Source organism: uncultured Dietzia sp. (genome assembly GCF_937873725.1).
GTDB lineage: Bacteria > Actinomycetota > Actinomycetes > Mycobacteriales > Mycobacteriaceae > Dietzia.
The window spans coordinates 62863-87373 of sequence record NZ_CALMYY010000102.1 but is presented as its reverse complement, the minus strand read 5'-3'; the positions used below and the strand labels follow the sequence as shown (position 1 = coordinate 87373).

The 24511-nt window shown below is 72.9% G+C and carries 18 protein-coding genes and 1 pseudogene; 11 read left to right on the top strand and 8 right to left on the bottom strand.

The window, feature by feature from the left end; genetic code table 11:
* Positions 1–27: 27 nt before the first annotated feature.
* Both Q0444_RS11315 and add read left to right on the top strand, forming a co-directional pair.
* The gene (locus Q0444_RS11315; protein WP_299023263.1) at positions 28–1497 is read left to right on the top strand and encodes a sodium:alanine symporter family protein; all 1470 of its coding nucleotides are present in this window, start codon (positions 28–30) and stop codon (positions 1495–1497) included.
* Positions 1494–2528 (top strand): adenosine deaminase, encoded by a 1035-nt coding sequence (gene add, locus Q0444_RS11310; RefSeq protein ID WP_299023262.1) that lies wholly within the window; start codon positions 1494–1496, stop codon positions 2526–2528. The genes Q0444_RS11315 and add overlap by 4 nt, the downstream gene beginning before the upstream one ends.
* Here add and Q0444_RS11305 read toward each other — a convergent pair.
* Together Q0444_RS11305 and Q0444_RS11300 are read right to left on the bottom strand one after the other, a co-directional pair.
* Positions 2487–3497 (bottom strand): LLM class flavin-dependent oxidoreductase, encoded by a 1011-nt coding sequence (locus tag Q0444_RS11305; protein ID WP_299023261.1) that lies wholly within the window; start codon positions 3495–3497, stop codon positions 2487–2489. The genes add and Q0444_RS11305 overlap by 42 nt on opposite strands.
* 13 nt (positions 3498–3510) lie before the next feature.
* Complete coding sequence (locus Q0444_RS11300) at positions 3511–5112, bottom strand: AMP-binding protein (RefSeq protein WP_299023260.1); 1602 nt, start codon at positions 5110–5112, stop codon at positions 3511–3513.
* 233 nt (positions 5113–5345) lie between these two features.
* On the opposite strand from Q0444_RS11300, the pseudogene Q0444_RS11295 reads away from it, so the two are divergent.
* A pseudogene (locus Q0444_RS11295) lies at positions 5346–6326 on the top strand (NAD(P)-dependent alcohol dehydrogenase); the annotation flags it as partial.
* Between the two features lies 1 nt (position 6327).
* On the opposite strand, the gene Q0444_RS11290 reads toward Q0444_RS11295, so the two are convergent.
* Positions 6328–6636, bottom strand: a complete 309-nt coding sequence (locus tag Q0444_RS11290) for a hypothetical protein (protein ID WP_299023259.1) — start codon at positions 6634–6636, stop codon at positions 6328–6330.
* Positions 6637–6848: 212 nt separating this feature from the next.
* Between Q0444_RS11290 and Q0444_RS11285 the strand changes: the two genes are divergently transcribed.
* A complete protein-coding gene (locus Q0444_RS11285) occupies positions 6849–7439 on the top strand; it encodes an HD domain-containing protein (RefSeq protein ID WP_291086207.1) in 591 nt (196 codons plus the stop codon).
* Complete coding sequence (locus Q0444_RS11280; protein WP_291086209.1) at positions 7436–8302, top strand: T3SS (YopN, CesT) and YbjN peptide-binding chaperone 1; 867 nt, start codon at positions 7436–7438, stop codon at positions 8300–8302. The genes Q0444_RS11285 and Q0444_RS11280 overlap by 4 nt, the downstream gene beginning before the upstream one ends.
* A gap of 1 nt (position 8303) precedes the next feature.
* Here Q0444_RS11280 and Q0444_RS11275 read toward each other — a convergent pair whose 3' ends face one another.
* Together Q0444_RS11275 and Q0444_RS11270 are read right to left on the bottom strand one after the other, a co-directional pair.
* Positions 8304–8939, bottom strand: coding sequence for a hypothetical protein (locus Q0444_RS11275; RefSeq protein ID WP_291086211.1), 636 nt, complete (start codon positions 8937–8939; stop codon positions 8304–8306).
* Positions 8940–8987: 48 nt separating this feature from the next.
* Positions 8988–9632 (bottom strand): hypothetical protein, encoded by a 645-nt coding sequence (locus Q0444_RS11270; protein ID WP_299023258.1) that lies wholly within the window; start codon positions 9630–9632, stop codon positions 8988–8990.
* Between the two features lie 109 nt (positions 9633–9741).
* Here Q0444_RS11270 and Q0444_RS11265 point away from each other — a divergent pair, with 109 nt between their 5' ends.
* From Q0444_RS11265 to Q0444_RS11255, 3 genes are all read left to right on the top strand, one after another.
* Positions 9742–12684 (top strand): PD-(D/E)XK nuclease family protein, encoded by a 2943-nt coding sequence (locus Q0444_RS11265; protein ID WP_299023257.1) that lies wholly within the window; start codon positions 9742–9744, stop codon positions 12682–12684.
* Positions 12681–16079 (top strand): exodeoxyribonuclease V subunit beta, encoded by a 3399-nt coding sequence (locus tag Q0444_RS11260; RefSeq protein ID WP_291086221.1) that lies wholly within the window; start codon positions 12681–12683, stop codon positions 16077–16079. Before Q0444_RS11265 ends, Q0444_RS11260 begins: the two co-directional genes overlap by 4 nt.
* Before the next feature lie 150 nt (positions 16080–16229).
* Positions 16230–16592, top strand: coding sequence for a hypothetical protein (locus Q0444_RS11255; RefSeq protein WP_291086224.1), 363 nt, complete (start codon positions 16230–16232; stop codon positions 16590–16592).
* Here the strand turns inward: Q0444_RS11255 and Q0444_RS11250 are convergent.
* Entirely contained in the window at positions 16576–17388 is an 813-nt protein-coding gene (locus Q0444_RS11250; protein WP_291086226.1) for a tyrosine-protein phosphatase, read from the bottom strand. The two genes, Q0444_RS11255 and Q0444_RS11250, sit on opposite strands and share 17 nt — an antisense overlap.
* A gap of 127 nt (positions 17389–17515) precedes the next feature.
* Here Q0444_RS11250 and Q0444_RS11245 point away from each other — a divergent pair, with 127 nt between their 5' ends.
* Positions 17516–18493 carry an SMP-30/gluconolactonase/LRE family protein gene (locus Q0444_RS11245; protein ID WP_299023256.1) on the top strand — a complete coding sequence of 326 codons (978 nt, stop codon included), beginning with the start codon at positions 17516–17518 and terminating at the stop codon, positions 18491–18493.
* Here Q0444_RS11245 and Q0444_RS11240 read toward each other — a convergent pair.
* Both Q0444_RS11240 and Q0444_RS11235 read right to left on the bottom strand, forming a co-directional pair.
* Positions 18490–20043: an adenylate/guanylate cyclase domain-containing protein gene (locus tag Q0444_RS11240; protein WP_299023255.1), complete on the bottom strand. Its 1554-nt coding sequence runs from the start codon at positions 20041–20043 to the stop codon at positions 18490–18492. The genes Q0444_RS11245 and Q0444_RS11240 overlap by 4 nt on opposite strands.
* 104 nt (positions 20044–20147) lie before the next feature.
* Entirely contained in the window at positions 20148–20537 is a 390-nt protein-coding gene (locus Q0444_RS11235; protein ID WP_291081548.1) for a DUF4870 domain-containing protein, read from the bottom strand.
* Between the two features lie 131 nt (positions 20538–20668).
* On the opposite strand from Q0444_RS11235, the gene ppc reads away from it, so the two are divergent.
* Positions 20669–23485 carry a phosphoenolpyruvate carboxylase gene (gene ppc, locus Q0444_RS11230; RefSeq protein ID WP_299023254.1) on the top strand — a complete coding sequence of 939 codons (2817 nt, stop codon included), beginning with the start codon at positions 20669–20671 and terminating at the stop codon, positions 23483–23485.
* A 45-nt stretch (positions 23486–23530) separates the two neighbouring features.
* Positions 23531–24508 (top strand): magnesium transporter, encoded by a 978-nt coding sequence (locus tag Q0444_RS11225; protein WP_291085756.1) that lies wholly within the window; start codon positions 23531–23533, stop codon positions 24506–24508.
* Positions 24509–24511 lie beyond the last annotated feature (3 nt).

The window sequence follows — 24511 nt, the reverse complement described above, 5'->3', positions numbered from 1 at the left end:
GGCCCGCCCGTCCGCTACGGTCACAGTGTGAGCGCCGTCACCGATTTCATCGTCTCCGTCAACGACGTCTACTGGTATGGGGTCATCGCGCTACTCGTGGGCGCCGGTCTCTACTTCTCCGTCACCACCCTGATCGTCCAGATCAGGATGTTCCCGGAGATGCTCAAGACGATCGTCGAGAAGCCCTCGGATATCGAGGAGGACAAGAAGGGCATCTCCGCCTTCCGGGCGTTCACCATCTCGGCGGCGTCCCGCGTGGGCACGGGCAACGTCGCGGGCGTGGCCATCGCGATCACCGTCGGCGGGCCGGGCGCGGTGTTCTGGATGTGGTTGCTGGCGATCATCGGCGGCGCCACCGCCTTCATCGAGTCCACGCTCGCGCAGCTCTACAAGGTCAAGGGCAGGGACTCCTACGTGGGCGGGCCCGCCTACTACATCCGTGACGGGTTGGGCTGGAAGCCGGTGGCCGTGCTGTTCGCCGTCATCATCACGGTCACCTACGGGTTCGTGTTCAACGCGGTCCAGGCCAACTCCATCGCCCAGTCCGTCCGCAACCAGTTCTCGCTCGAGGGCTTCGCTCCCGGCCTGATCATCGGACTCGTGCTCGCCCTCGTCGTGGGGGTCGTGATCTTCGGTGGCATCCGTCGCCTGTCGGCGGTCACCGAGATCATCGTCCCCGTGATGGCGGTGGCTTACATCATCGTCGCCCTCGTGGTGGTGGCGCTGAACATCTCCGAGGTCCCGGGGATGATCTCCCTCATCGTCGGCCACGCGCTCGGCTTCCGCGAGGTGGCGGGGGCCGCCGTCGGAGCGGCCATCATGCAGGGCATGCGCCGCGGGCTGTTCTCCAACGAGGCCGGCATGGGCTCGGTCCCCAACGCCGCCGCCACCGCGTCCGTCTCCCACCCCGTCAAGCAGGGCCTGGTCCAGGCCCTCGGGGTCTACTTCGACACGATCGTCGTGTGTTCGGCCACCGCGTTCATCATCCTGCTCGCCAACCCGGAGTTCGGCGGTGATCGCGAGGGCATCACCCTCACCCAGAACTCGCTGGCGGCCTCGGTCGGCGACTGGGGCGTGCCCTTCCTCACGGTGGTGATCTTCTTCCTCGCGTTCTCCTCCATCCTGGGCAACTCGTACTACGGCGAGGCCAACATCACCTTCCTGCGCGGGAACCCCGCGTCGCTCCTGACGTTCCGGCTCCTCGTGATCCTCGCGGTCCTGGGCGGGAGCCTGGGCTCGGTCGACCTCATCTGGAACCTGGCCGACCTGTTCATGGGCGTCATGGCCACCATCAACCTCATCGCGATCATCCCGCTCGGCGGTCTCGCGGTGGCCCTTCTGCAGCACTATCTGCAGCAGAAGGCCAAGGGCCACAACCCGGTCTTCCACCGGGACGACCTGCCCCGGGCCAGGAACGTCACATGCTGGGACGGTTCCGATCCGATGACCCTCCAGCACGTGGCCAACCAGGCCCGCGACGTCGAACCGAAGGCGTGAGCGCGCGGGCGACCACCGGACGTCCCGACCCGGCCGGCCGCTACGCCGGGCTGCCCAAGGCGCACCTCCACGTGCACCTCGAGGCGGCGATGCGCGAGTCGACGCTGCGGGAGTTCTGCGCGGAGGACCGCATTGAGGTGCCCCCGCTCGTGGAGTACGCGGACTTCACCGCGTTCCTCGACGCGTACGGACTGCTCATCGGGCTGCTGCGCACCCCGGAGCGGGTCGAGCGGCTGCTCGACGAGGTCGTGGCCGACGCCGCCGCGCAGGGCGTCGTGGCGCTGGAGTACGCCTCCATCCCCGAGAAGGCGGCCGCCTTCGACTCCGCCGAGGCCGCGCTGGAGTTCATCCTCCCGGCCGCCGCCGCGGCCGGGCGACGTCACGGGGTGTGGACCGGGGCCATAGTGAGCATCGACCGCGGGGCCGGCCCCGAGCACGCGCTCGCCGCCGCCCGCCTGGCCGCGCGCTTCGCCGACCGTGGCGTGGTGGCGGTGGGCCTGGTGGCCGACGAGCGGGCCAGCCCGGTCGGCGCGGCAGCGGAGGCGTTCGGGATCGCCCGCGACGCCGGACTCGGGGTGGTGCCCCACGCCGGCGAGCTGGCCGGCCCGGAGGAGGTGCGGTCCGCCATCGAACTGGGCGTGGACCGCATCCAGCACGGCGTCCGCGCCGTGGAGGACCCGCGGGTGGTGGAGCTGCTCGCCGAGCGCGGGATCTGCCTGGACGTCTGCCCCACCTCCAACGTGGTGCTGGGCGTGGTCCCGGCGCTCGAGGACCACCCGCTGCCGGCCCTGCTCGAGGCCGGGGTGCGCTGCTCGATCAACGCCGACGACCCGCTGCTGTTCGGCGTGGACGTGGTGGACGAGTACGTGCTGGCCGGCGAGCGGATGGGCGTCCCAGACGCCCGGCTCGTCGACTGCGCCCGGACCTCGATCGAGTGCTCCTTCGCACCCGACGACCTCAAGCGCGACGCCCTCGCCCGGATCGGCAGATCAGCGGACCTCCGGCAACACCCGCTCGCCGAGCAGCCGTAGCGACTCCCACCCCGCCTCGACCGGGAGGCCGCCGCACAGCGGGTGGGTGGCGATGAGCCCCAGGTCGCCGTCGCGCACGAGCCGTACCAGCTGGTCGGGGGTCGCCACCAGGTAGACGCCCTCGGCGCGCAGCTCGTCGACGGTGCGGGCGTCGGAGTGGACGAAGGAACTCCGGGTGCCGCCGGCGTCGCCGGCGCCGGTCTGCCACGCGCGGTACCCGAGGGCGTCGGCCAGGAGGTGGTGGCCGTGCCGCGCCCAGAACTCATCGGGGTCCTCGGCGCAGAAGACCGTCGCGGGGCCGGGGACGGGTTCGACGACGAGGCCGGGCCGGTGCCCGTGTGCGAGGCACTGCGACCGGTAGAGCGCGGCGAGCGCGGGATCGTCGACCTGCGGCTGGAAGTGCATGCCGAGCCGCCCGGCCCGCCGGGCGGCCGCGGCGCCGCCGCCGAGGAAGATGAGGGGGTGGGGGTCCGAGAACGGCCGCGGGGTGGGCGAGGACCGCGGGGAGCCGTCGGCCGGGTCGTCGCCGACGGGCTCGCCCCGCCAGGCGGCCAGCAGGGTCTCCAGCTGGTAGTCCAGACGGGCGCCCCGGGTCCCCCACTCGCGTGAGTGCAGCGCGTACTCGCTCGGGCGGTAGCCCAGGCCGAAGGTGAAGCTCACCCGGCCCGAGGCGATGTGGTCGAGGACGGAGATGTCCTCGGCCAGCCGGACCGGGTCGTACAGGGGCGCGATCAGGGCCCACACCGTGATGGGGATGCGTCCGGTCACCGCCGCCACCGCCGCGGCCGCGACGAGCGGCGAGGGCAGGTACCCGTCCTCGGAGCCGTGGTGTTCGGAGAGGTTGACGGCGTCGTGGCCGCACTCCTCCGCGTAGCGGGCCATGTCGAGGGCGGCGCGGTAGCGGTCGCGGCGCTCCTCCGGTCCCGCGCCCGGGGCCCGGAAGTCGAACCGGGTGACGACGAAGACCATCAGGGCGCGCCCACTAGTCCCGCGACCCGGACAGCTCCGAGTAGGCCGTGCCCCGCTCGTCGCGCTCCCACCAGGTGTCGGCGGCCGCGCCCGCGCCGACGCCCTCCCTGACCAGCTCCCGCTTGAGGATCTTGTTGGTGGCGGTGGTGGGCAGGGACCCGGCCACCCGCACCCAGCGCGGCCACGCCTTGGTCGAGAGGTCGGCCTGGGCGCCGAGGAACTCCTCGAAGCCCTCGGGGTCGAGGTCGGCGTCGTGCCGGGGCACGATCGCGGCGGCGAGCTGATCGCCCACCCCGCGCGGGTCCGGCAGGCCGTAGACGGCGACCCGGGAGACCGCCGGGTTGCGCAGCAGGATCTCCTCGACGATGCCGGTGGCCATGTTCTCGCCGTCGACCCGCAACCAGTCCCCGCTGCGGCCGGCCATGTAGACGTAGCCGTCCGCGTCGCGGTAGGCCAGGTCGCCGGACCAGTACATCCCGTCGCGCATCCGGTCCGACGTCGAGCGATCGTCCTTGTAGTAGCCGGCGAAGAACCCCGCCCCCTGCGTGTTGACGAGTTCGCCCACACACTCGTCGAGGTTGACCACGGCCCCGTCGTCGTCGAACACCGCGCGGGGACACTCCTCGCCGGTCGCGGGGTCGTACACGGCGACCCCCGGGAACGGTTCCCCGATCGACGCCGGCGGCGAGTTCTCGGTCCGCACGATGATCACCGCGAGCTCGGTGGAGCCGTAGGCGTCGCGGACCTCGCACCCGAACCGCTCCGCGAACGCCGGGATGTCCTTGGCGGCGGCCTCGTTGCCGAACGCGGCGCGAAGCGTGGTCTGCGCGTCGTCGGGCCGGGCCGGGGTGTCGAGGATGTAGGCCAGCGGCTTGCCCACGTAGTTCATGTACGTCACGCCGTAACGGCGGACGTCGTCGCCGAACCGGGTCGCGCTGAAACGGCGGGCCAGCGCCATGGTGGCGCCCGCCGCGATCGCCGGGGAGAAGCCGCTCATGATGGCGTTGGAGTGGAACAGCGGCATGGACAGGTACAGCACGTCGTCGGAGGTGAGGCCGAAGGACGGGGCGAGGTTCTCCCCCGACATCGTCACCGTGAAGTTGCCGACCTGGACCGCCTTGGGGTCGCCCGAGGTGCCCGAGGTGAAGATGAGCATGAACGGGTCCATGGCCCCCACCGGCGGCGGGTCCTGGGGTGCCGAGGACGCGGCCACGATCGCCGCCCACTCGTCGGAGTCGGTGTCGATCACCCGGACGTCGCCGAGGTCCAGCCCGTCGAGCAGCGGGCCGAGCCGGGAGTCGGTGAGGATGATCTGGCACTCGGACCTGCGGATGTCGCTGGCCAGCCCCTCCCCGCGGCGGGTGGCGTTGAGGCCGACGGTGACGTATCCGCCGAACGCGCCGGCGGCCAGCGCGTAGAGCATCTCCGGGGTGTTCTCGAGGAGGGTGCCCACGTGCCGCGGCCGCGTGTCGTCGAGCATCCCCGTGACGGCGCCGGCGCGGGCGTCGGCCCCGGCGAGGTAGTCGCGCCAGGTCACGGCGAGGTCGTCGTAGCGGATCGCGACGACGTCCGAGTCGGCGTGACGGCGCAGTTGCTCGCGGACGGTGTCGGCCATGGGGGAATCCTTCACGTAGGCGGGTGTGATCCAGATCATAGCGACCCCACCTGACATGCGTCAGCACTTGCCTCGGCTCAGTGCGGACCCGCCGGATCGCTGTCGACCTCTACTGTGGCGGGAGACCACGGACCCGACCCGAAAGAGGACCTCACAAGGACGGGCCCCCCCGGGCCCCCCCCGCACCGGGAGGCCCCCCGGGGGAGAACCCGCTCCGGCGGCAGGGGACCCGCCCGGCCGACGTGCTCATCGAGATCGAGTACGCCGGCATCTGCCACTCCGACATCCACCACGTCCGCGGCGAGTGGGGCCGGACCACCTACCCCGTGGCGCCCGGGCACGAGATCGTCGGCATCGTCCGCGAGGTCGGCTCCGAGGTCACCCGGCACGCGGTCGGCGATCGCGTGGGCGTCGGGTGCCTAGTGGGAGCCTGCCACGAGTGCTCGCCGTGCGCGTCCGGTCAGGAGCAGGAGTGCGAGCGCGGGTCGGTCGCGACCTACGGCTCACCGCTGCCCGAGGGCGACCCGGAGGGGCCGGTGACGAACGGCGGCTACTCAACGCACATCGTGGTGGAGGAGCGCATGGTCGTCTCCGTCCCCGAGGGCCTCGACCCGGCCGCGGCCGCACCGCTGCTGTGCGCGGGGATCACCATGTTCTCCCCGCTCAAGCAGTGGAACGTCGGCCCGGGCACGAAGGTCGCGGTGATCGGCATGGGTGGGCTCGGGCACGTCGGCGTGAAGCTCGCGGTGGCGATGGGTGCCGAGGTGACGGTCCTGTCGCAGACCACCTCCAAGCGCGACGACTCGCTGCGGTACGGCGCCGTCGAGCACTACGCCACCGCCGGCGACGAGGGCAAGCAGACGCTCCGCGAGCTCCGGGGCGCCTTCGACGTCATCCTCAACACGGTCTCCGCTCCCCTCCCGCTGGACCGGTTCCTCGCCACGCTCAAGCCGCGCGGCGCGATGGTCGAGATCGGCATCCCGAGCGAGCCCATGACGCTGCGCGCGGGCTCGGTGACCGGCGGCCGCAAGATCCTCACCGGCTCCATGATCGGCGGCATCCCCGAGACCCAGGAGATGCTCGACTTCTGCGCCGAGCACGGGATCACCGCCGAGATCGAGCTCATCTCGGCGGACCGGATCAACGAGGCCTACGACCGCGTGGTCCGTTCGGATGTCCGCTACCGGTTCGTGATCGACGCCAAGACGTTCTGACTCAGCGCCTCGCCACCGCCCCGAGCAGCCCCGCGACGTCCTCGTCCGACGCCTCGAGGAGACGGTGCGCCCCGGCGGCGAAGTCCGCCAACCCGGTGAGCCTGCCGGCGCTGCGTGCGGCGCACGCCGCCGCCGCGCCGCACGCCCGGTCCACCGCCGAGGCGATCGCCGACCCGCCGGGGAGCGCCGCCTCCACCCCCGCCGCCACCTGCGGAAACGTGACCCCCGCCGCCGCATCGCCGGCGTGCCGGAACACCGGGACCGCGCTCGCGATCCGCCCGGCGTCCGCCCTGATCGTCCCGTCGGGCATGTGCTCACCTCGTCGTCGTCGCCCCTACGTCGTCATGGGGTACGACGTCCCCGCCGCACCGATCGGTTCCACCCGCGCCGGCGCGGACCGCTCCGCGCCCCACATGTCGTACCCGTGGTGTCTACTGCAGGTGTGGGAGACGAGCCCCGGCTCTGAGCCCACGACCCGGCGGCGTCGCCCGGCGCCGGGCCCCCTCCCCAGAGGAGTGCACCATGTCCCTGACCTGGACCCCCACCATCGACCGCGCGCTCGCGGTCGCCGCCCGCTGCCACGTCGGCCAGACCCGCAAGGACGACCCGACGCCCTACATCGCCCACCCGGTGGCGGTGGCGATGATCGTGTCCGACTTCACGGACGACCAGGACGTGGCGGTCGCCGCCCTGCTCCACGACGTGCTCGAGGACGTGCCGCCGTCGGTCTACTCGGCCGACGACATGACGGCCGAGTTCGGCGAGCGGGTCACCGAACTCGTCCGCGGCGTCTCCGAGGAGAAGACCGCCGGCGAGGAGACCCCGCCGTGGCGCGTCCGTAAGGAGGGCTACCTCGCGGCCCTGCTCGACGACTCCGAGGAGTGCCTGCTCATCTCGGCGGCCGACAAGATCCACAACCTGCGCTCGATGGTCGCCGCGCACGACAAGCTCGGCGACGAGATGTGGGGGATCTTCAACGCCGGGCCGGAGGAGAAGCTGTGGTTCTACGGCGCCATCGCCGACGCGATCGCCGAACGCCTGGGTGACTGCGCGGCCTCGCGCGAGCTGCGCCGGGCGGTCGACGACGTCGCGGCCCTGGCCCCGTCGGCGTGACCCCCGTGAGTGGTCGGCTCGCCGGCCACGGGGGCTCCCCGCCCCGTCCCACGTCCGATCCGTGGGACGGGTTCGAGCGGTCACTCGCCGTGCATCTCGGTCGCCCGGGGAGCTCCGGGGCGATCGAGTTCTCGGGGCCCCCGGAGCGCTCGGGGCGACGGGGGCGGTGCGTCGTCCACCTCGGCGGTGGCGGGTCCCCCGCCTGGGTAACCGTCGGTACCTCCGATCACCCGCTGGCGCAGGAGCTGCTGGTCCACTCCTCGCCCCCCGACGCCGGCCCCCTGGCGCGGGCGGTCGTCGGCGCCTGCCGGGACCGGCTCGGGGTCCCCCATCCGCAGCTGCTCACGCTGCGGTCGGAGGGCCCGGTCGGGCGTGGCGTCGGGCGCCTCGGATTGGTGCGCACGGACTGCGTGCCCATCGGCCTCGACCCGGCCGACTCCCCCCACCCGGTCGACGTCGCCGTCGAGGTGACCGGCCACGAGGACGTCCGGGAGCGGATCGAGGTGATCGTGGAACGGATCACGGGACGCCCCACGATCGTCGACGACGACGGGGACCTGGTCTTCGACCACGACGGCCACCCCGTGCACGTCACCTGCGCCGAGGACGACGCCTCCGCCCGCATCTGGGCGTGGGTCGCCCGCGGGGTCCGCTCCCGGACGGACGCCGCGGTCGAGTTGGTCCGGCTGAACCGCGAGGAGGAGTGGACGACCTGGGTGCTCGACGGCCGCCACGTCATGCAGCGGACCACGCTGGTGGTCGGACCGTTCCTCCCCCGGCACGTGCAGTTCTCCCTGGAGCATTTCCTGCTCACTTTCGCCACCACCCGAGCCGACCTCGCCGCGCGGCTGGGGCGTCGCTGAGTCACACGGCCGGGAACTCGGCCTTGATCCTCAGCAGGGTCTTGGCCTGGGTCCGCCCCTCCAACCCCAGCACGAGGCCGGCGGACTTGAGCCGCCGGGCGAGGTCGGAGTCCGCGGCGAACTCCGACTCGCTCTCGATGGTGATCTCGACCCGGCGCCCGCCGTTGAGCAGCACGGACTGCTTGGCCGCGTCGAGGCCGGGGATGTTGGTCCACCGGAGCGGCCCGGGGTCGCGGGGCGAGGCCCCGGTACCCGAGAACGAGTAGTCGAAGTCCGTGCTCTGGGTGCGGGTCACCTTGCCCCACCCGGCCATCGGGCCCACCCCCACGCGCGCCGCGACCGCGTTGCGGCGCGCACTGTAGGTCGCGCACTCGATCTCGCAGGCCCCGAGGGTGTTCATCACGCGCAGGGCCTCCTCGAACCGCTGCCGCAGGCTCCAGGCGTCGTACTGGCCGAACGGCACGAGCAGCGGCCGCCCCTCGATGGGTGCCTGGACGTAGACCACGCGGGGGACCACCTCGCCCTCGACCACGTCGTACCCCGACCGCACCTGCATCGGCCGCTGGATGACGTCCGTGAGCAGACCGCGTCTGTCGGTGACGGGCGCGGTCTCGTAGAAGGACACGAGCTGACTCACGTGCGCTCACCTCACTGTTCGGGGTCGGTTCTGGTCGGGAGGGCGGGCTCAGCCGGCCCAGAAGTCGACCATCGGCTGGTCGGAGATCAGGACTCCGCCCTGATAGATCAGCATCCCACCGGGGTCGATCGAGTAGACGACGTCGTTGTTGCTCACCGACGCGTAGTCGCCGGCGACCACCGGGTCGTCCACCTCGACACCGGCGCCACCGGAGGACCCCCGGTAGTAGTAGCGGCCGTTGTCCGGGTTGACGCAGATGGCGAACGCGGACTGCGTGGTACGCCCGATCATCGCGGCGGGGTCACCGGCGTTGCACCGCGCCTGCCGGTCGGAGATCCATCCGGAGCCGTCGGCGCCGGCGGGGTACCCGGCGTTCCGCTGCGGCGGTGCCGCCCCCGGTGCCGGCCGGGTGACCGTGACGGTCTCCCGTTCCGGCGGGGTCGAGTACGCGGTCTCCGTCACCGGGGCCGGCCGGAGGGGCGCCGACGCCGGGCCGGGCGCGTCCCCGGAGAACCCGCCGGGACGGAGGAGGAGGTAGGCGATCGCGCCGACGAGGACCAGGACGAGGACCGCCAGCAGGACGATCATGGCGACCAGCACCGGTGAGGTCCCCCGGTCGGGCTCCTGCCGGTAACCCCGCCCCTGCCACTGCGCGCCGGGATCCCCCCACCCGCCGTCCCCGCCCTGCGACATGGTGCTGCTCCCCCGGTTGATCCGACCACGGTCCCGGTCGGGCTGATCGGAAGATAGCAGGAGGGTGGGAGCGACCCGGACTGTCGTACCCGTCGGGCACGATGGCCCCGTGAACGGATCCCAGGACTCGCCCTCCCCCCTCGCCCCCCTCGTCGCCGAGGTCCGTCGGCTCCGGGGGTCGGACCCGATGGGCCGGATCACCGTCATCGTGGCCTCGTTCGGAGCCGCGAGGGACCTCGTCCGCGCGATGGCGCTGTCCGGGGGCGCGGTCAACGTCGCCGTGCGGACGGCCGCCCAGGTGATCACCGAGCTGTCCGGTCCCGCCCTGGCCCCTCGCGCGGCACTGCCACTCCCGCTTCTGGAGGCGGCGGTGGAGAAGGCCCTCGACGCCGACCCCGGTCGGCTGCGCGCGGTCGCGTCCGAACCGGTGACCGGTCTGGCGGTGGCCCAGGCCTGCCGGCGCCTGGGGACGGTCGAGGAGGGCTCGGTGGCCCCGGAGACCCCGCTTCACGGCGAGGTCCTGCGGCTGGCGGAGCAGGCCCACGCGATGACGGGTCGCACCTACTTCACGCCGTTCGAGGCGGTGTCCGCGGCGCTGGAGCGGCTGGACCTGCTGGGGCGGATCGTGCTGGCGGCGCCGCTCCGGGGGACCGCGGCCGAGCGGCGTCTCCGCGGTGCGCTGCGCGAACGCGGGATCACGCCGGTCCCCGGGACCGGCGCCGACCATCTGGCGTCCGCTGCCGAGCCCGGGGCCGAGAGCGCCGTCACGGGGACCCATGTGCTGCACGCGTCCGACGCGGACGACGAGGTGAGGGCCATCGTCCGGTTCGTCCGCGCGCGGCTGGCCGCCGGGGTCCCCGGGCATCGGATCGGGATCTACTACCCCTCCCCGGACCCCTACCTGCGGTTGCTGCTCCGCGCGTTCGCGGAGGCGGAGATCGCCGTCAACTCCCCCGGGATCACCGGGCCGGGGCGCACCCCCGCCGGCCGCACCCTCACGCGGCTGCTGGGCCTGGACCCCGACCTCATGATGCGCGCCGAACTGCTGTCGATCGTCGCCGAGGGGGCGGTGATCGTCCCGGATGCCGAGGGCAGACCGGTCTCGTCGCGACGCCTCGAACTGCTCACCCGCACGCGGTTCCCCGTCATCGGCGGAGCCGATTGGGATCGTCTGCGGGACCACCTCTCCATCACCTCGGACGCGGCGCCGGGGTTCTCCGACTCCGATCGCGCGGCCGCGGCCGCGCTGCTGCGGCTGATCGATCAGCTCCGCGCCGGCCTGGCCCTCCTGGACTCCGCCCGGACCTGGTCCGAGGTCGTCACGGCGGTCGACTCCCTGCTCACCGGGGTGTTCCGCTCGAGCCCCGACCGGTCCGGGGTACGGTCCGCGGTCCGTTCGCTCGCCGACCTCGACACGATCGCTCCCTCGATCTCCCGCGAACGGATCGTCGGGGCCGTCACCACCCGGCTCGACTCGATCGGCCTCAGGGTCGGCGAGGAGGGCGCGGGGGTGGCCCTGGGGCCGATCGACGACGCGGTCGGCAGGGACCTCGACACGGTGTGTGTGGTCGGGATGGCCGAGGGTCTCCTGCCCTCGCTCCACCGGCCCGACCCGCTGCTGCCCGAGGGTGCGGTCGAGCCGCCCGCGTCCGAGCTCCTCGACGAGCGGTACCGGGTTCTCCAGCTCGCGCTGGCCGCCGGCACGACGCATCGGATGTGCTCCTTCCCCCGGGGCTCCATGCGGGGCGGCGGCAACCGGATACCGTCGCGCTGGCTGCTGCCCACCCTGTCCGCCCTCGCGCGGACGGCGGTCGACGCCACCCACTGGCAGGAGGACGTGGCCGGGTGCCCCTCCGTCACGGCGATCCCGTCCTTCGTCGACGGTGTGCTCACCCCGCCGGCCGTCCTCGGTCCGGACCCCGCGACCACGACCGAGCTCCGTCTGAGAGCCCTCGCCTCCGACGGCTGGCGGGCCGGTCCGGACGCACCGGAGCCGCTCGTCCGCGCCCATCGGATGCGCCGGGATCGACGGCTCGGCGTGTTCTCGCGTTACACCGGTGACGCGTCGTCGGCGAGCGACCTGGTGACGGTCCTCGACCGCCCCGTGTCGCCGACCAGGCTCGAGGACTGGGCCCAGAGTCCCTACCTGTTCTACCTCGGGACCGTGCTCGGGGTGCGCACGCTCGACGACCCGGCCGCGGACATCGAGATGGACCTGCGGGACTACGGCGACCTGGTCCACGCGATCCTGCAGCGCTACGTCACCGCACGGATCGCCAGCGGGGGCGCACCCGACCGTGAGGCGCTGATGGACGCGCTCCGGGTCGAGTGCGAGGCCGCGGTCTCGGCGGCCCCCGGGTTGCTCGCCCCGCTGTGGCGCCGGCGGCAGATCCTTCTCGCCGCGGAACTCGGTCGGTGGTTCGACGAGGACGCGGCCGATGCGGAGAGCGGTTGGCGCCCCACCGACACCGAACTCGGATTCGGCCGGAACAGCCCGGACGCCCCCTCGGTCGAGGTCCCGTTCGAGGTGACGACCTCCCGCGGCCGCCGGACCCTGCTTCTGACCGGATCGATCGACCGTCTCGACGCGCGGGCGGGCACCCAGCGCGTCACCGACTACAAGACCGGGAAGCCACCCGGGGCGGAGGATCGCCCGAGCCAGGACGACCCCACCATGACCGGCACCAGGTTCCAGCTCCCCCTCTACGCCGCGGCCGCCACCAGCGCGCGGGACCTGCCCGTGAGCGAGGTCAGGTACTGGTACTGCACCGAGAGGGGCGAGTTCGAGCAGGTGTCCCTCACCGTGTCGGACGGTCTCATGGACCGGGTCCAAGCGGATGTCGGGCACCTGGTCGACGCCGTCCAGAGGGGATGGTTCCCCCTCAAGGGCGGGCGCGGTTCCCACCGGGACCTGGCCGACCTGCTCGGGGGCAAAGACCTGGACCGCGCGTGGGAGAGGTTGTCGAGGCGGGAACCCCTGGTCTCCCATCCCGCCTTCGCGGGAATCCTCTCCGAGGCCCAGACGGACACCGGATCGGAATCGAGCTCATGACCACGCTGCCAGACCAGACCGCCCGGGACCGCGTCGAGAACGACACCGCGGCCACCCTGTTCGTCGAGGCCGGGGCCGGCACGGGGAAGACCCGCGCCCTCGTCCACCGCCTCAGCGCCCTGATCATCGCCGACGGCGTGCCCATCGAGCGGATCGCCGCGATCACCTTCACCGAGAAGGCGGCCGCCGAGCTGCGCGACCGGCTCCGCGTGCATCTGGTCGGCCAGCGCGGTGTGCCCCGTGCGGACGCCGCACTCGCGGGGTTGGACACCGCGGCGATCGGGACTCTCCACTCGTTCGCTCTGCGACTGCTCTCGGAGAACCCCCTCGAGGCCGGGATCCCCCCGCGGGTCACCGCCCAGCAGGACACCGCCGAGGCGGCGGCCCTCGACGCCATGTGGCAGGAATGCGCGACCGTCCTGTTCGGCGGCGACCGGGACGGCTCCCGCACAGGGGTCCTGGCCCAGGCGGTCGACGACATGCTCGACGCCGGGGTCGGGACGGTCGCCTTCCGCGAGGTCGTCGAGGCGCTCCACCGCGACTGGGACCGGTTGCCCTCCGACCCCCTCCACCCGGTGGGCCCCCGGGACGCCCGATTGGCGTCCTCGCCGGACCTGTCCGAGGTCGTCGCGGCCGTCGGCTCGATCATGGGGTGGCGGGACTCCTGCCAGGACGAGACCGACAAGCTCTACCAGACCCTCGGTCGACACGAGACGTGGCTGACGGACCTGCAAGCCGCCGCCACCGATCCGGCGGCGTCACCGACGTGGGTCGAGCTGCTGGCCAAGCCCGTCGGCCCCGGCAACGGCGGGAGGGGACCCAACTGGGGAGGCACCCAGAACGTCAAGACCATCAAGGACGAGATCAAGGAACTGCCCTCGCTGTGCACGAAGATCCTCGCCGAGCACTGGCGACCCCGCATCGCCGTGGTCCTCGACGCGCTCATCCCGGTGGTCCGCAGGCACGCCGACGCCCGCCGCAGGCACGGAACGCTGCAGTTCCACGACCAGCTCGTGCTGGCCCGTGAACTCCTCCGGCAGGACGCGGTCCGCGCGCGGGTCAGGGGACAGTACACGCGAATCCTCATCGACGAGTTCCAGGACACCGACCCCATCCAGCTCGACCTCGCGACGCTGCTCACCGCAGACGAATCGGGGGACGGCCCGGAGGCGGGCAGGCTCTTCACCGTCGGTGATCCCAAGCAGTCCATCTACCGCTTCCGCCGTGCGGACATCTCCACCTACCTGCGCGCCCAGGGCGGGCGCGGGGTGGAGATCGAGCGGCTGAGCACCAATTTCCGCTGCTCCAGGGCCGTGCTCGACTGGGTGAACGCCGTGTTCGACGAGGTGCTCCTGGCGGCGGAGGGCGTTCAACCCGAGTACCAGAAGCTCGACCCCGCACCCGACAGGCCGGCCCACGACCCCCGCCACGGGCCCGGCCCGTTCATCTTCCGGACGGAGGACGTGCCCGAACAACCCGACCACTGCCCCCCCGACGCGAACGACGATCACCGGCGCCACTGGACCGAGGCCTCGGATGTCGCCCGGGTGATCGCCACCGCCATCAGTCAGGGGTGGACGCACGAGGCCAAGAACGGCGACCAGACTCCCCTCCGGCTCGGCGACATCGCGATCCTGCTGCCCTCCCGCGGCTCGCTCCCCATGATCGAGACATGCCTCGACCACGCCGGGATCGACTTCCGGACCGAGGCGTCGTCGATCGTGTACGGCACCCCGGAGATCCGCGACCTGCTGCTCGCCGTGCGCGCCGTCGCCAACACCGCGGACGAGGCATCCCTCGTCGGTGCGCTGCGCTCCCCCCTGTTCGGCTGCGGCGACGACGACCTGCTCCGCTGGCGCGCCGCCGGCGGATCGTGGGTCTCCGCCGTCGCCGCGTCGCCCGAGGGCATGTCCGGCTCCCCGGTGGCGGAGGGGATCCGGTACCTCTCGGCGCTCGCCGCGGACACCCGTCGGCCGGGGGAACTGCTGGAGCGGCTCGTGCACGACCGGATGGCCTTCGAATCGGCCGCCGAGTCCCCGCGCCGCCGGGATCTGTGGCGGCGCATCCGCTTCGTGATCGAGCACGCCTGGCAGTGGGAGGACTCCGCCGCCGACCCCGCTCGCGCCGACCTGCGGGACTACGCCAACTGGGCGCTGTCCCTCACCGCCGAGGACGCCCGGGTCCCGGAGGCCGCCATCCCCGAGATCGGGGTCGACGCCGTTCGGATCACCACGATCCACGCCTCCAAGGGGCTCGAATACCCGATGGTGATGCTCGCCGGGATGAGCCGCGGCTGGCCCGCGGACAGGGACAGGGTCCTGTGGACCGACGACGACCCGCCCCGTCCCGCCGCGTCCTTCTCCACGTCCGTCCGCGATCCCCGCTTCGGCGCCGCGGCCGAGCGCGAGGCGGAGCAGTCGCTGGCCGAGCGGATCCGCCTGCTCTACGTGGCTACCACCCGCGCCGAGAGTCGGCTCGCGGTCTCCGGCCACGGGTACGTGCTCACCAAGTCCGCCACACCCCAGCCGAGGAAGCTGTGGGGTTCCCTTTTCGGTTCCGTCATGGAGATCCCCGACGCCCCGGAACTCGTCGCCTACGGCGAGAACCTGCTCGACCCCGCCGTCGCACCCCCGGTCGTCGTTCCGGAGGAGAGCGGATGGCTCCGGAGGAGCCGGGCGATCACCTCGCTCTCCGCCGAGCGTGCGGGTTGGTCGGCGACCCGGATCGTGCACCCCGACCCGGCGGTCCGGCCTCCGCTGCCCGAACGATTGGCCGTCGCGCTCCGGGACCGCGTCGCCCCGACCCCCGCGCGCGCCGAGGAACTGCCCCCCGCCCCCCGTAGCGTCCCACTCGCGTCCGGACCCGACGTGGGGACCGCGGTCCACCACCTGGCCCAACACACCGACCTGGCGCGGCTGCTCGATCCCACAGCCGACCCCGCCTCCGCGCTGGCCGACTGGGAGAAGTGGGCTGCGGGTCAGCTCACCGCCCTGTCCCTCGGGGGCGGGCTGAACGGGACCCCGACGCCGGAGGCTGTCGCGGAGATGGTCTCGGTCGCACGGACCGCCCTCACGTCGGAGCCCGTCAGGCGGGCGGCCGGGAGACCCCGCTGGACGGAATTGCCGATCGCCGGACCACTGTCCGCCGCCGACGGGGAGACGGTCGCGGTCGACGGGGTCGTGGACCTGGTCGTGGAGGAACCCGACGGCTCCCTGTCCGTCATCGACTACAAGACCGACGTCGGCGTCACCACCGGGACCGTCGACGAGTACCTGCTGCAGCTGTGCGCCTACGCCGACCTGCTCGGCACCGCCACCGGCCGGACGGTGTCGCGGATCGAGTTGGTGTTCTGCCGAGGCGGCCGTGCCACGGTGGTGACGCGCGACCTCAGCTAAGGGTGGTCCACACGACGCGGCGCTCCGGCCACCCCACTGTGACGGAGCTCTCCGCCCCGAGCGGGCCGCTGACCAGCGTCGATGCCGATGCCGGGGAGATCTCAGGAGCAGGCCAGTGTGTCACCAGGAATCGTCCGTATGGTCCGGTTCATGAGTCGACGTCTGATGCTCGAGAGCCGGGAGCCCGATCACGCGGCCCCGCGGGCTCCTGCCGTGGGCGACACCGCCGATCGCGACGGATCGGTCCCCGCCGCCGTCCTCCCGTCCCCGTTGACCGCCGTCGCGTCCGCCGTCACCGGCGGGGCGATCGGGGTCGCGATGGTCTACGGGGTGGCGGCGCGCCTGGCGGACACCCTGGCAGGGGTGGCGGTCATCGTCCTGGTGTTCGCCATGACGATGGCGGGGCCCCGGGTGCACGCCGTGAGCCGGACCGAGGCGGGTCGCGCGGTCGCGGTGGCGCTCGAGGCGATCGCCTTCGGCGGCGCGCTCGGCGCGCTCATCGTCCTGACCTGAGCCGTGCCCCGAGGTCGTCCACCATGGGCTGGTCCAGCCCGGCACCCTCGACCAGGTACCGCCTGACGTCGCCGAACTCCCTGTCCAACGCGTCAAGGGAGCGCCGGAGGTTGCTCTCCTCGACGCCGATGAGGACGTCGATCGCCTCGTACCGCCCGGGCATCTCCGCCCGCACGTAGCTCCGGATGGCCGCGACGAACTCCACCGACATCTCGCGGGTGAGCAGGTAGTCGGCTATCACGTCCTCCTCCCGCACCCCGGCGAGCAGCTGGAGGACCGCCGAGATCCAGCCCGTGCGGTCCTTGCCCGCGGTGCAGTGGACGATCGCGGGACCGGAGGACACCGCCACGGTGTGCACCGCGCGGCCGAACGCGGCCCGCTCGTGGTCTCCGAGGACGAACCTGTCGTAGGTCGTGGCCATCTCACGGCGCGCGTCCTCGACGCTGAAGGTCCCGGCCCCGGTCAGGGTGGCCGCCGACGTGTGCCCGGCGAGTACGTCGATGGCCACGTAGTCGGCACCGTCGGGGATGACGTCGGGTTGCTTGGTGATCTCTTCGGCGGTCCTCAGGTCCACCACCGTGCTCACCCCGAGTCGCTCGAGGATCCCGAGGTCCTCCTCGCCGACCGACAGGGTTGTGGAGCGGTAGACCAGGCCGCGGGCCATGGTCCCGGACGGGTGGAGGGCGTATCCGGGTCCGGCCACGTCGCGGAAGTTGTGGATGCCCGTGGGTCGGAGGTCGCCCACCGCCAACCCGGGCGTGTCGACCCGGTCGGAGCCGCCTACGACGGTGTCCACGCCTGGCTCCGCACTCATCCGGCATCCCCTCGTCCGCCGCTCATCCCCGTGACGAGCCGACCTCTCGTTCCTACCCGATCACGGCTGCCCGCGCCGCTGCGGCCACCCGCGTGGTTGGATCCGACCCATGACCACCACACCGAGCGGCCGGGAGCCGAACCCGCGGACGCGACCTGCCCGACGACTCACCGCGTCCGCCGCGGCGCTGGCTCTCGCCCTGGTGACGGCCGCGGTCCCCGCCGCCGCGGGGGCGTCGCCGCTCGGGTCGCTGGCCCCGCTGACCCCGTGCGACGGGCCCGCTCCGCGTGTCGCGACGTTCGGCGAGGCCGGCACCCCGGTGCTGGGCTGGCGCGAGAACCTGGCCTTCGACGGCCGCGGCCGCATGTGGGTCACCAGTCTGCTCGGCGACCGCGTGGAGGCCTTCGACTCCACCGGCCATCGGGTGGCGTCCGTCCCGGTCGTGGCCCCCGGGGGTGTGGCCGTCACCCCGGCGGGCGAGGTCGCGGTCGTCACGGGTGCGTCACCCACCTCCACCCGGTCCACGATCGTCGCGTTTGATCCGGACGCCGCCGACCCCATCCCGAGGCTGGTCGCCACGGTGCCCGCCGGGAAGAACGGCCTCGCCGTGGACGCCGACGGCAACATGTACACCACCGGTGTGCTCGCCCCGACGGTCATCAAGGTCCGACCGGACGGGTCGATCGACGAGGAGTGGTCCGCGCGGGCGGCGATCGTCGGGTCCAACGGGATCGCCATCCGCGACCGGACCGCCTTCGTCACCGTCACCACCTCCGTCGACACGGCCGTGCACGAGGTGCCGCTGGACGACCCGGCCGCGAGCCGCGCCACCGCGCTCACCCGCCCGCCGGCGCTCCCCCGCGGGCTGGACGACCTCGCCGTCACCGATCGCGCGATCTACGCGGTCGCCTTCACCGGGGGCGAGGTGCTGCGCATCGATCGCGCCTCCGGCGCCGCGTGCGTGCTCGCGGGCGGCATACCGGCGCCGACGAGCGTGCGGGTGGCCGAGGGGTTCGGCGGATTCGGGCCCACCGACCTCTTTGTGACCTCGGCCGACGGGTCCACCCGGCACATCGCGACGACCTAGGCACCCGCGGGCCATGCCAGGGTCGTCCGCTCGATCCGGCCGCGCAGCTCCACGTCATGCCCCGTGGTCCACAAGCCGGACTCCGCCCGTGTCGCGGCGCCGAGCGCCGGACCCGCCGCGAGCACGCGCGCGGGGTGCTGCTTGGCCATCTCGCACAGCCTGGCGGCCTCGTTCACCGGGTCACCGATCACCGTGTACTCGAAGCGGGTCGCGGACCCGACATAGCCGGCCACCACCTCCCCGTAGGAGACGCCGATCCCGGTCCCGCAGTCGGGCAGTTGGTCGACCAGCGCCGCGGCCAGGCCACGCGCGGCCGCCAGGGCCGCCGTGGCCGGGTCGGCGAGAGGCGCGGGGGCGCCGAACACGGCGAGCGCGGCGTCACCCTGGAACTGGTCGATGAACCCCCCGTTGGCCTCGACCTGCTCCACCACCACCTCGAAGAAGGCGTTGAGCACCTCGACGACCTCCAGGGCGGGTCGCGTCGCGGCGAGCGTGGTGGAGCCGACCAGGTCCACGAAGAGGACACCGACGTGGGTGGTATCGCCCCCGAGGTGCGGCTCCTGCAGTTCCGCGGCCCGCGCGACCTGACTGCCCACGTGGAGCACGAACAGGTCGCGGAGCCGCTGGCGTTCGTCCACCATCTCCGCCATGTCGTTGAAGCCCCGCTGGAGCTGGCCGAGTTCGGTGGCGTCGAACACGTCGACGCGGGTGTCGAGGCGCCCGCCCGCGAGTTCGTCCATGGCCCAGCGGACCGAGCGGATGGGGGCGATCATCGCGGTCACGAGCAGCCAGGTCGCCGCGACGCTCACCACCAGTCCCCCCACCCCGATGAAGCCGAGGATCGCCGCGAGCCGGGACACGGGGAGCTCGTCGCCGGACACGGCGTAGAAGGCCAGGACCACGAAGCCCGTCACGGGCAGCCCCACGGTGACGGTCCAGATCCCGTACACGCGGGCCCGGATGCCCACGATCGGGCGGTCCCGGACCGCGCCGGCCTTGAACGCGATCGCGGTGAGCGGCCGCAGGGAGATCTCCGCGACGATGTACCCGAGCCCGCAGGCCATGGCCCCGCACGCGATCGTCGTGATGACCAGCACGGGCAGGACCGCCGGGTCCTGGACCCCGTACGCGGCCGTCGTCACACCCCCGCCCACCAGCCACAGCGCCGCCGTGAGCAGGGTCAGCCGCAACGGGACCAGCAGGCAGAGCTCCTGCTCCTCCCGGGTCGGCGGCCTGCCCTCGTCGGGCCACCGCAACCAACGACGGACCACCACGGTCAGACCCGCCAACCCGGACACCACGGTCACCCCCACCACCACGGGCGTCACGACGAGCGCCGCGGTCCGGTAGCGGCCGGACACGAGCTCGTCGACCGGCAACAGCAGCCACTGGAAGCCGATCACCCCCAGGATCCCGAGGGTGTGGGTGATCAGCAGGGTCGTGGTGAGCACCCGCTGGACCCGCCGCTTCCGGTAGCGCGGCGGCTCGACAACCGCGCCGAGGAGCCGCGTGCCCCACGGGGGCCGGGACTGCTCTCGATGGGTGTTCACGGCGCGCGTCCTGGTCGGGCGGCCCTCACGGCGGAGGGATCAGCGCCATTCTCCTTCTCCCTCGCCGAATCTCGGAGCGTTCCGGACAGATCCGGGGCCGCGGGTCAGCTCAGGACGCGCAGCTGGAAGGGGTAGTCGATGGACCGCCCCTGCGTGGCCCGCACGGTGCCGATGGCGTGGCCGACGATCTGCGCGATGAACGAGATCGCGAGCAGGACCAGGCCGATCGGGATCCCGATCACCGTGAGGATGAGGATCCACCCGACGATGTTCATGATCCACAGGCCCAGGTTGAAGTTGAAGGACCCCGCCGCGGCCTGCCGGACGAACGCGCTGCGGTCCTTGTAGATCAGCCACATCACGAGCGGGCCGACGAAGGACAGCCACCCGGCGGACAGGGCCATCGCGATGAGGCTCGAGGCGTGGGCGAGCGCCGCGGGGGTGCGGTCCTCGGGTCCGACGACGGGCTGTGCGAACTCGGGTTGCTGGGTCATGCCCCCAGTGTCCTCCCCTCGCGACGGGCGGGCATCGGGGACATCCCCGGTTTCCCGGCCCACGCCGACGACCTACGACGGCCGGGTTCGGCTTCACCCACATGTCACATGCCGCGCCTACCCTGGCGCCCATGGCCGACCCCACCCAGTCCGAGCCGCTCGAGCCCGACCCGCTCGAGCAGGCCGTCGCGCCGCTGCGCGACGACGTCCGCTTCCTCGGCGCGCTGCTCGGGGACACCGTGCGCGAGCAGTCGGGCGAGCGGATCTTCGACCTGGTGGAGACCGCCCGCCGCACCGCCTTCGCCGTGCGGCGCTCGCAGGCCGACCGCGACGAGGTGGCCGCGTTGTTCACCGACGTCGGCACCGGGGACGTGATCCCGGTGATCCGCGCGTTCTCCCTCTTCGCGCTCCTGGCCAACGTGGCCGAGGACCTGCACCAGGAGCGCCGTCGCAGAATCCACACCGCGGCGGGCGAACCGCCCCCGGACGGCGACCTCGAGGCCACCTGGTCGCGGCTGGAGAGCGCCGATCCCGCGCCGGGGAAGCTGGAGGCCGTCCGCGCCACGGCCCGCGTCTCGCCCGTGCTCACCGCCCACCCCACCGAGACCCGCCGCCGCACGGTCTTCGAGGTCACCCGCCGCGTCCACGAGCTCATGCGCCGCCGGGACGCGCTGCACACCGGTCGGCAGGACCGCGTGGCGCGGGCCGAGCTCGCGGAGATCGAGCTGGACCTCCGCCGGCAGGTGCTCACCCTGTGGCAGACGGCGATCATCCGCAGCGAGCGCCCGCGCATCCAGGACGAGGTCCTGTCCGGGTTGCAGTACCACGAGGCCACCCTGCTCGAGGTGATCCCGCCGCTCAACGCCGAGATCGCCGACCGCCTGGGCACCGGTGACCGCGCCGTCGTCCGGCCCGGGTCGTGGATCGGCGGCGACCGCGACGGCAACCCCTACGTCACCGGCGAGGTGGTGCGGTTCGCCACCGAGCGCGCGGCCGACCTCGTCCACGGCCACTACAGCCGGCAGCTGCGCTCCCTCGAGAGGGAGCTGTCCATGTCGATGCGGATCGTCGAGGTGCCCGGGGAGCTCCTCGCCCTGGCCGACTCGCTGGCCGAACCGGGGGCCGAGGTCACCGCCACCCGCGGGGACGTGCCGTTCCGCCGCGCCGTGCGGGTGGTCCGCCGTCGCCTCGCCGCGCGGGGGAGGTCCTCGTCGTCGTCGCCGTCCGCGGTGTCCCCCGCGTTCGGTCTGGACGACGACGAGCCGTACACCTGCCCGCAGGAGATGCTGGCCGACCTGGACGTCATCGACGCCGCGCTGGCCGCCGGCGGGTCCGGGCTGCTGCGCACGCCCCGCCTCCGGGATCTGAGGTGGGCGCTGCGCACGTTCGGGTTCCACCTGCAGGCGCTCGACATGCGGCAGAACTCGGAGACGCACGAGGAGGTGCTCACCGAGCTGTTCGCGCTGGCCGGCGTGAGCGGGGACTACTCGGCGCTGGACGAGGACGCCCGGGTGGAGCTGCTGCTGCGCGAGCTCTCCCACGACCGGCCGCTCCTGGGCCCGCGGGCGGAGCTGTCCGCGACGGCGGCGAGGGAACTCGGCGTGATGCGGGCGGCGGCCGCCGCCGTGGACCTGCTGGGTCCGGAGGTGGTGCCGCACTACATCGTCTCCATGTGCGGGTCGGTGTCGGACCTGCTGGAGCCGGCGGTGCTGCTGCGCGAGGTGGGGTTGTTCTCCGGAGACCCCGCCGAACCCCGGTCCGGCGTGCGGCTGATCCCCCTGTTGGAGACGATCGACGACCTCGCCGCCGGGCCGGGGATCCTCGACGCCGCGCTGGCGCTGCCGCAGTTCCGGGCGCTGACCCGCGCGCAGGGCGACGTGCTCGAGGTGATGCTCGGGTACTCCGATTCCAACAAGGACGGCGGGTACCTGGCCGCCAACTGGGCGCTCTACCAGGCGGAACGCGATCTCGTGGCGGCGGCCGACCGGGCCGGGGTGCACCTGCGCTACTTCCACGGGCGCGGCGGCGCGGTGGGCCGGGGCGGCGGCAACTCCTACGACGCGATCCTCGCCCAGCCGCCGGGCGCGGTGCAGGGCGCGCTGCGGATCACCGAGCAGGGTGAGGTGATCTCCGCCAAGTACTCCGAACCGCACCGCGCCCGTCGCAACCTCGAGGCGCTGGTGGCGGCCACCCTCGAGGCGTCGCTGCTCGACGTGGAGGGCCTCGGCGACCGCGCCGACGAGGCGTACGGGGTGATGGCCGAGCTCGCCCGGCTCGGCCGCGAGGCGTACGCGTCGCTCGTGCACCACGACGAGGGGTTCATCGAGTACTTCACCTCCTCGACCCCGCTCAGCGAGATCGGCGAGCTCAACATGGGTTCCCGCCCGGCCTCGCGCAAGCAGACCTCGACCGTCGACGACCTGCGGGCGATCCCGTGGGTGCTGTCGTGGTCGCAGTCCCGGGTCATGCTGCCGGGCTGGTTCGGGGTGGGCACCGCGCTGCGGAACTGGGTGGACCAGCGGGGGGAGGCGGGCTCCGGGGAGCGACTGGCGACGCTGCGCGGGCTCTACACCAACTGGCCGTTCCTGCGCACGACCCTGTCCAACATGGCCCAGGTGATGGCCAAGGCGGACATGGGACTGGCCGCCCGCTACGCGGGGCTCGTCCCGGACGCCGGGGTGGGCCGGCGGATCCACGGGATCATCTCGGACGAGTTCGACCTCACGCGCGAGATGCTGCTGGCCGTGACCGGTCACGAGACCCTGCTCGACGACAACCCGGCGCTGGCGCGGTCCGTGCGCAACCGCTTCCCGTATCTTGAACCCCTGAACGTCCTGCAGGTGGAGCTGCTGCGGCGCTACCGCGCGGGCGACGAGGACCCGGCCGTGCGGACCGGGATCCAGTTGACCATGAACGGTCTGGCGACGGCGCTGCGGAACTCGGGCTGACCCGGCGAGCGCGCCGCCTGCTCCCTTCGTCGAAGCGAGAACACCATGACCTCCCCGGACCCCGTGGGCGCGGACACGGCGCGGTGCGCGGCCGACCACGTCACCCGTCGTGTCCCCCTGGCGCATCCCGGAGATCCGGCCGCGCGCGTCCTCGACGCGCTGCGCGGAGGCCACTTCGACAGCGCGTCGACGATCGTCGTGGTGGACGGCGACCGGCTGGTCGGGCTGGCCCCGACCGAACGCGTCCTCGACGCCGACCCCGACACCCCCGTCGGGAGTCTGGTCGCACCGGGACTGCCCACCGTCGCGCCCTCGACCGACCAGGAGCAGGCGGCCTGGCAGGCGGTCCAACACGGCGTCCACACCATCGCCGTGGTCGACCGGGGCGAGTTCGTGGGCCTCATCCCCTCCGAGGCGCTGCTCGCGATCCTGTCGGCGGAGCACGACGAGGACATGGTCCGCCTCGGCGGGTTCCTCAACTCCAAGTCCACGGCGCAGACCACCACCCTGGAGCCCGTCCTGCGGCGGCTCTGGCACCGGTTGCCCTGGCTGATCGTGGGCCTGGCCGGCGCCCTGCTCGCGGCCATCGTGGTGGGGAGCTTCGAGGCGACCCTGGCCGACACCGTGCTCATCGCCTTCTTCGTCCCCGGGGTGGTGTACCTGGCGGACGCGATCGGCACGCAGACCGAGGCGCTGGTGATCCGCGGACTGGCCGTGGGCGTGGGCATCCGACGCGTCGCCGTCCGCGAGATCGTCACCGGCGTGCTCCTCGGGACGATCCTGGGCACGGTGGCGTTCCTGCTCGTGGGGGTCCTCTGGCAGGACTGGAGGGTCGCGCTGGCCGTCGGGGTGTCGCTGTTCGCCGCGTCGTCCATCGCCACCGCGGTCGCGCTGGTCCTGCCGTGGCTGATCGACCGGATGGGCAGGGACCCGGCCTTCGGCTCGGGACCGCTGGCCACGGTCCTGCAGGACCTGCTCACGGTGGCCATCTACCTGGCGACCGCGACGGTTCTCACGCGCTGACGA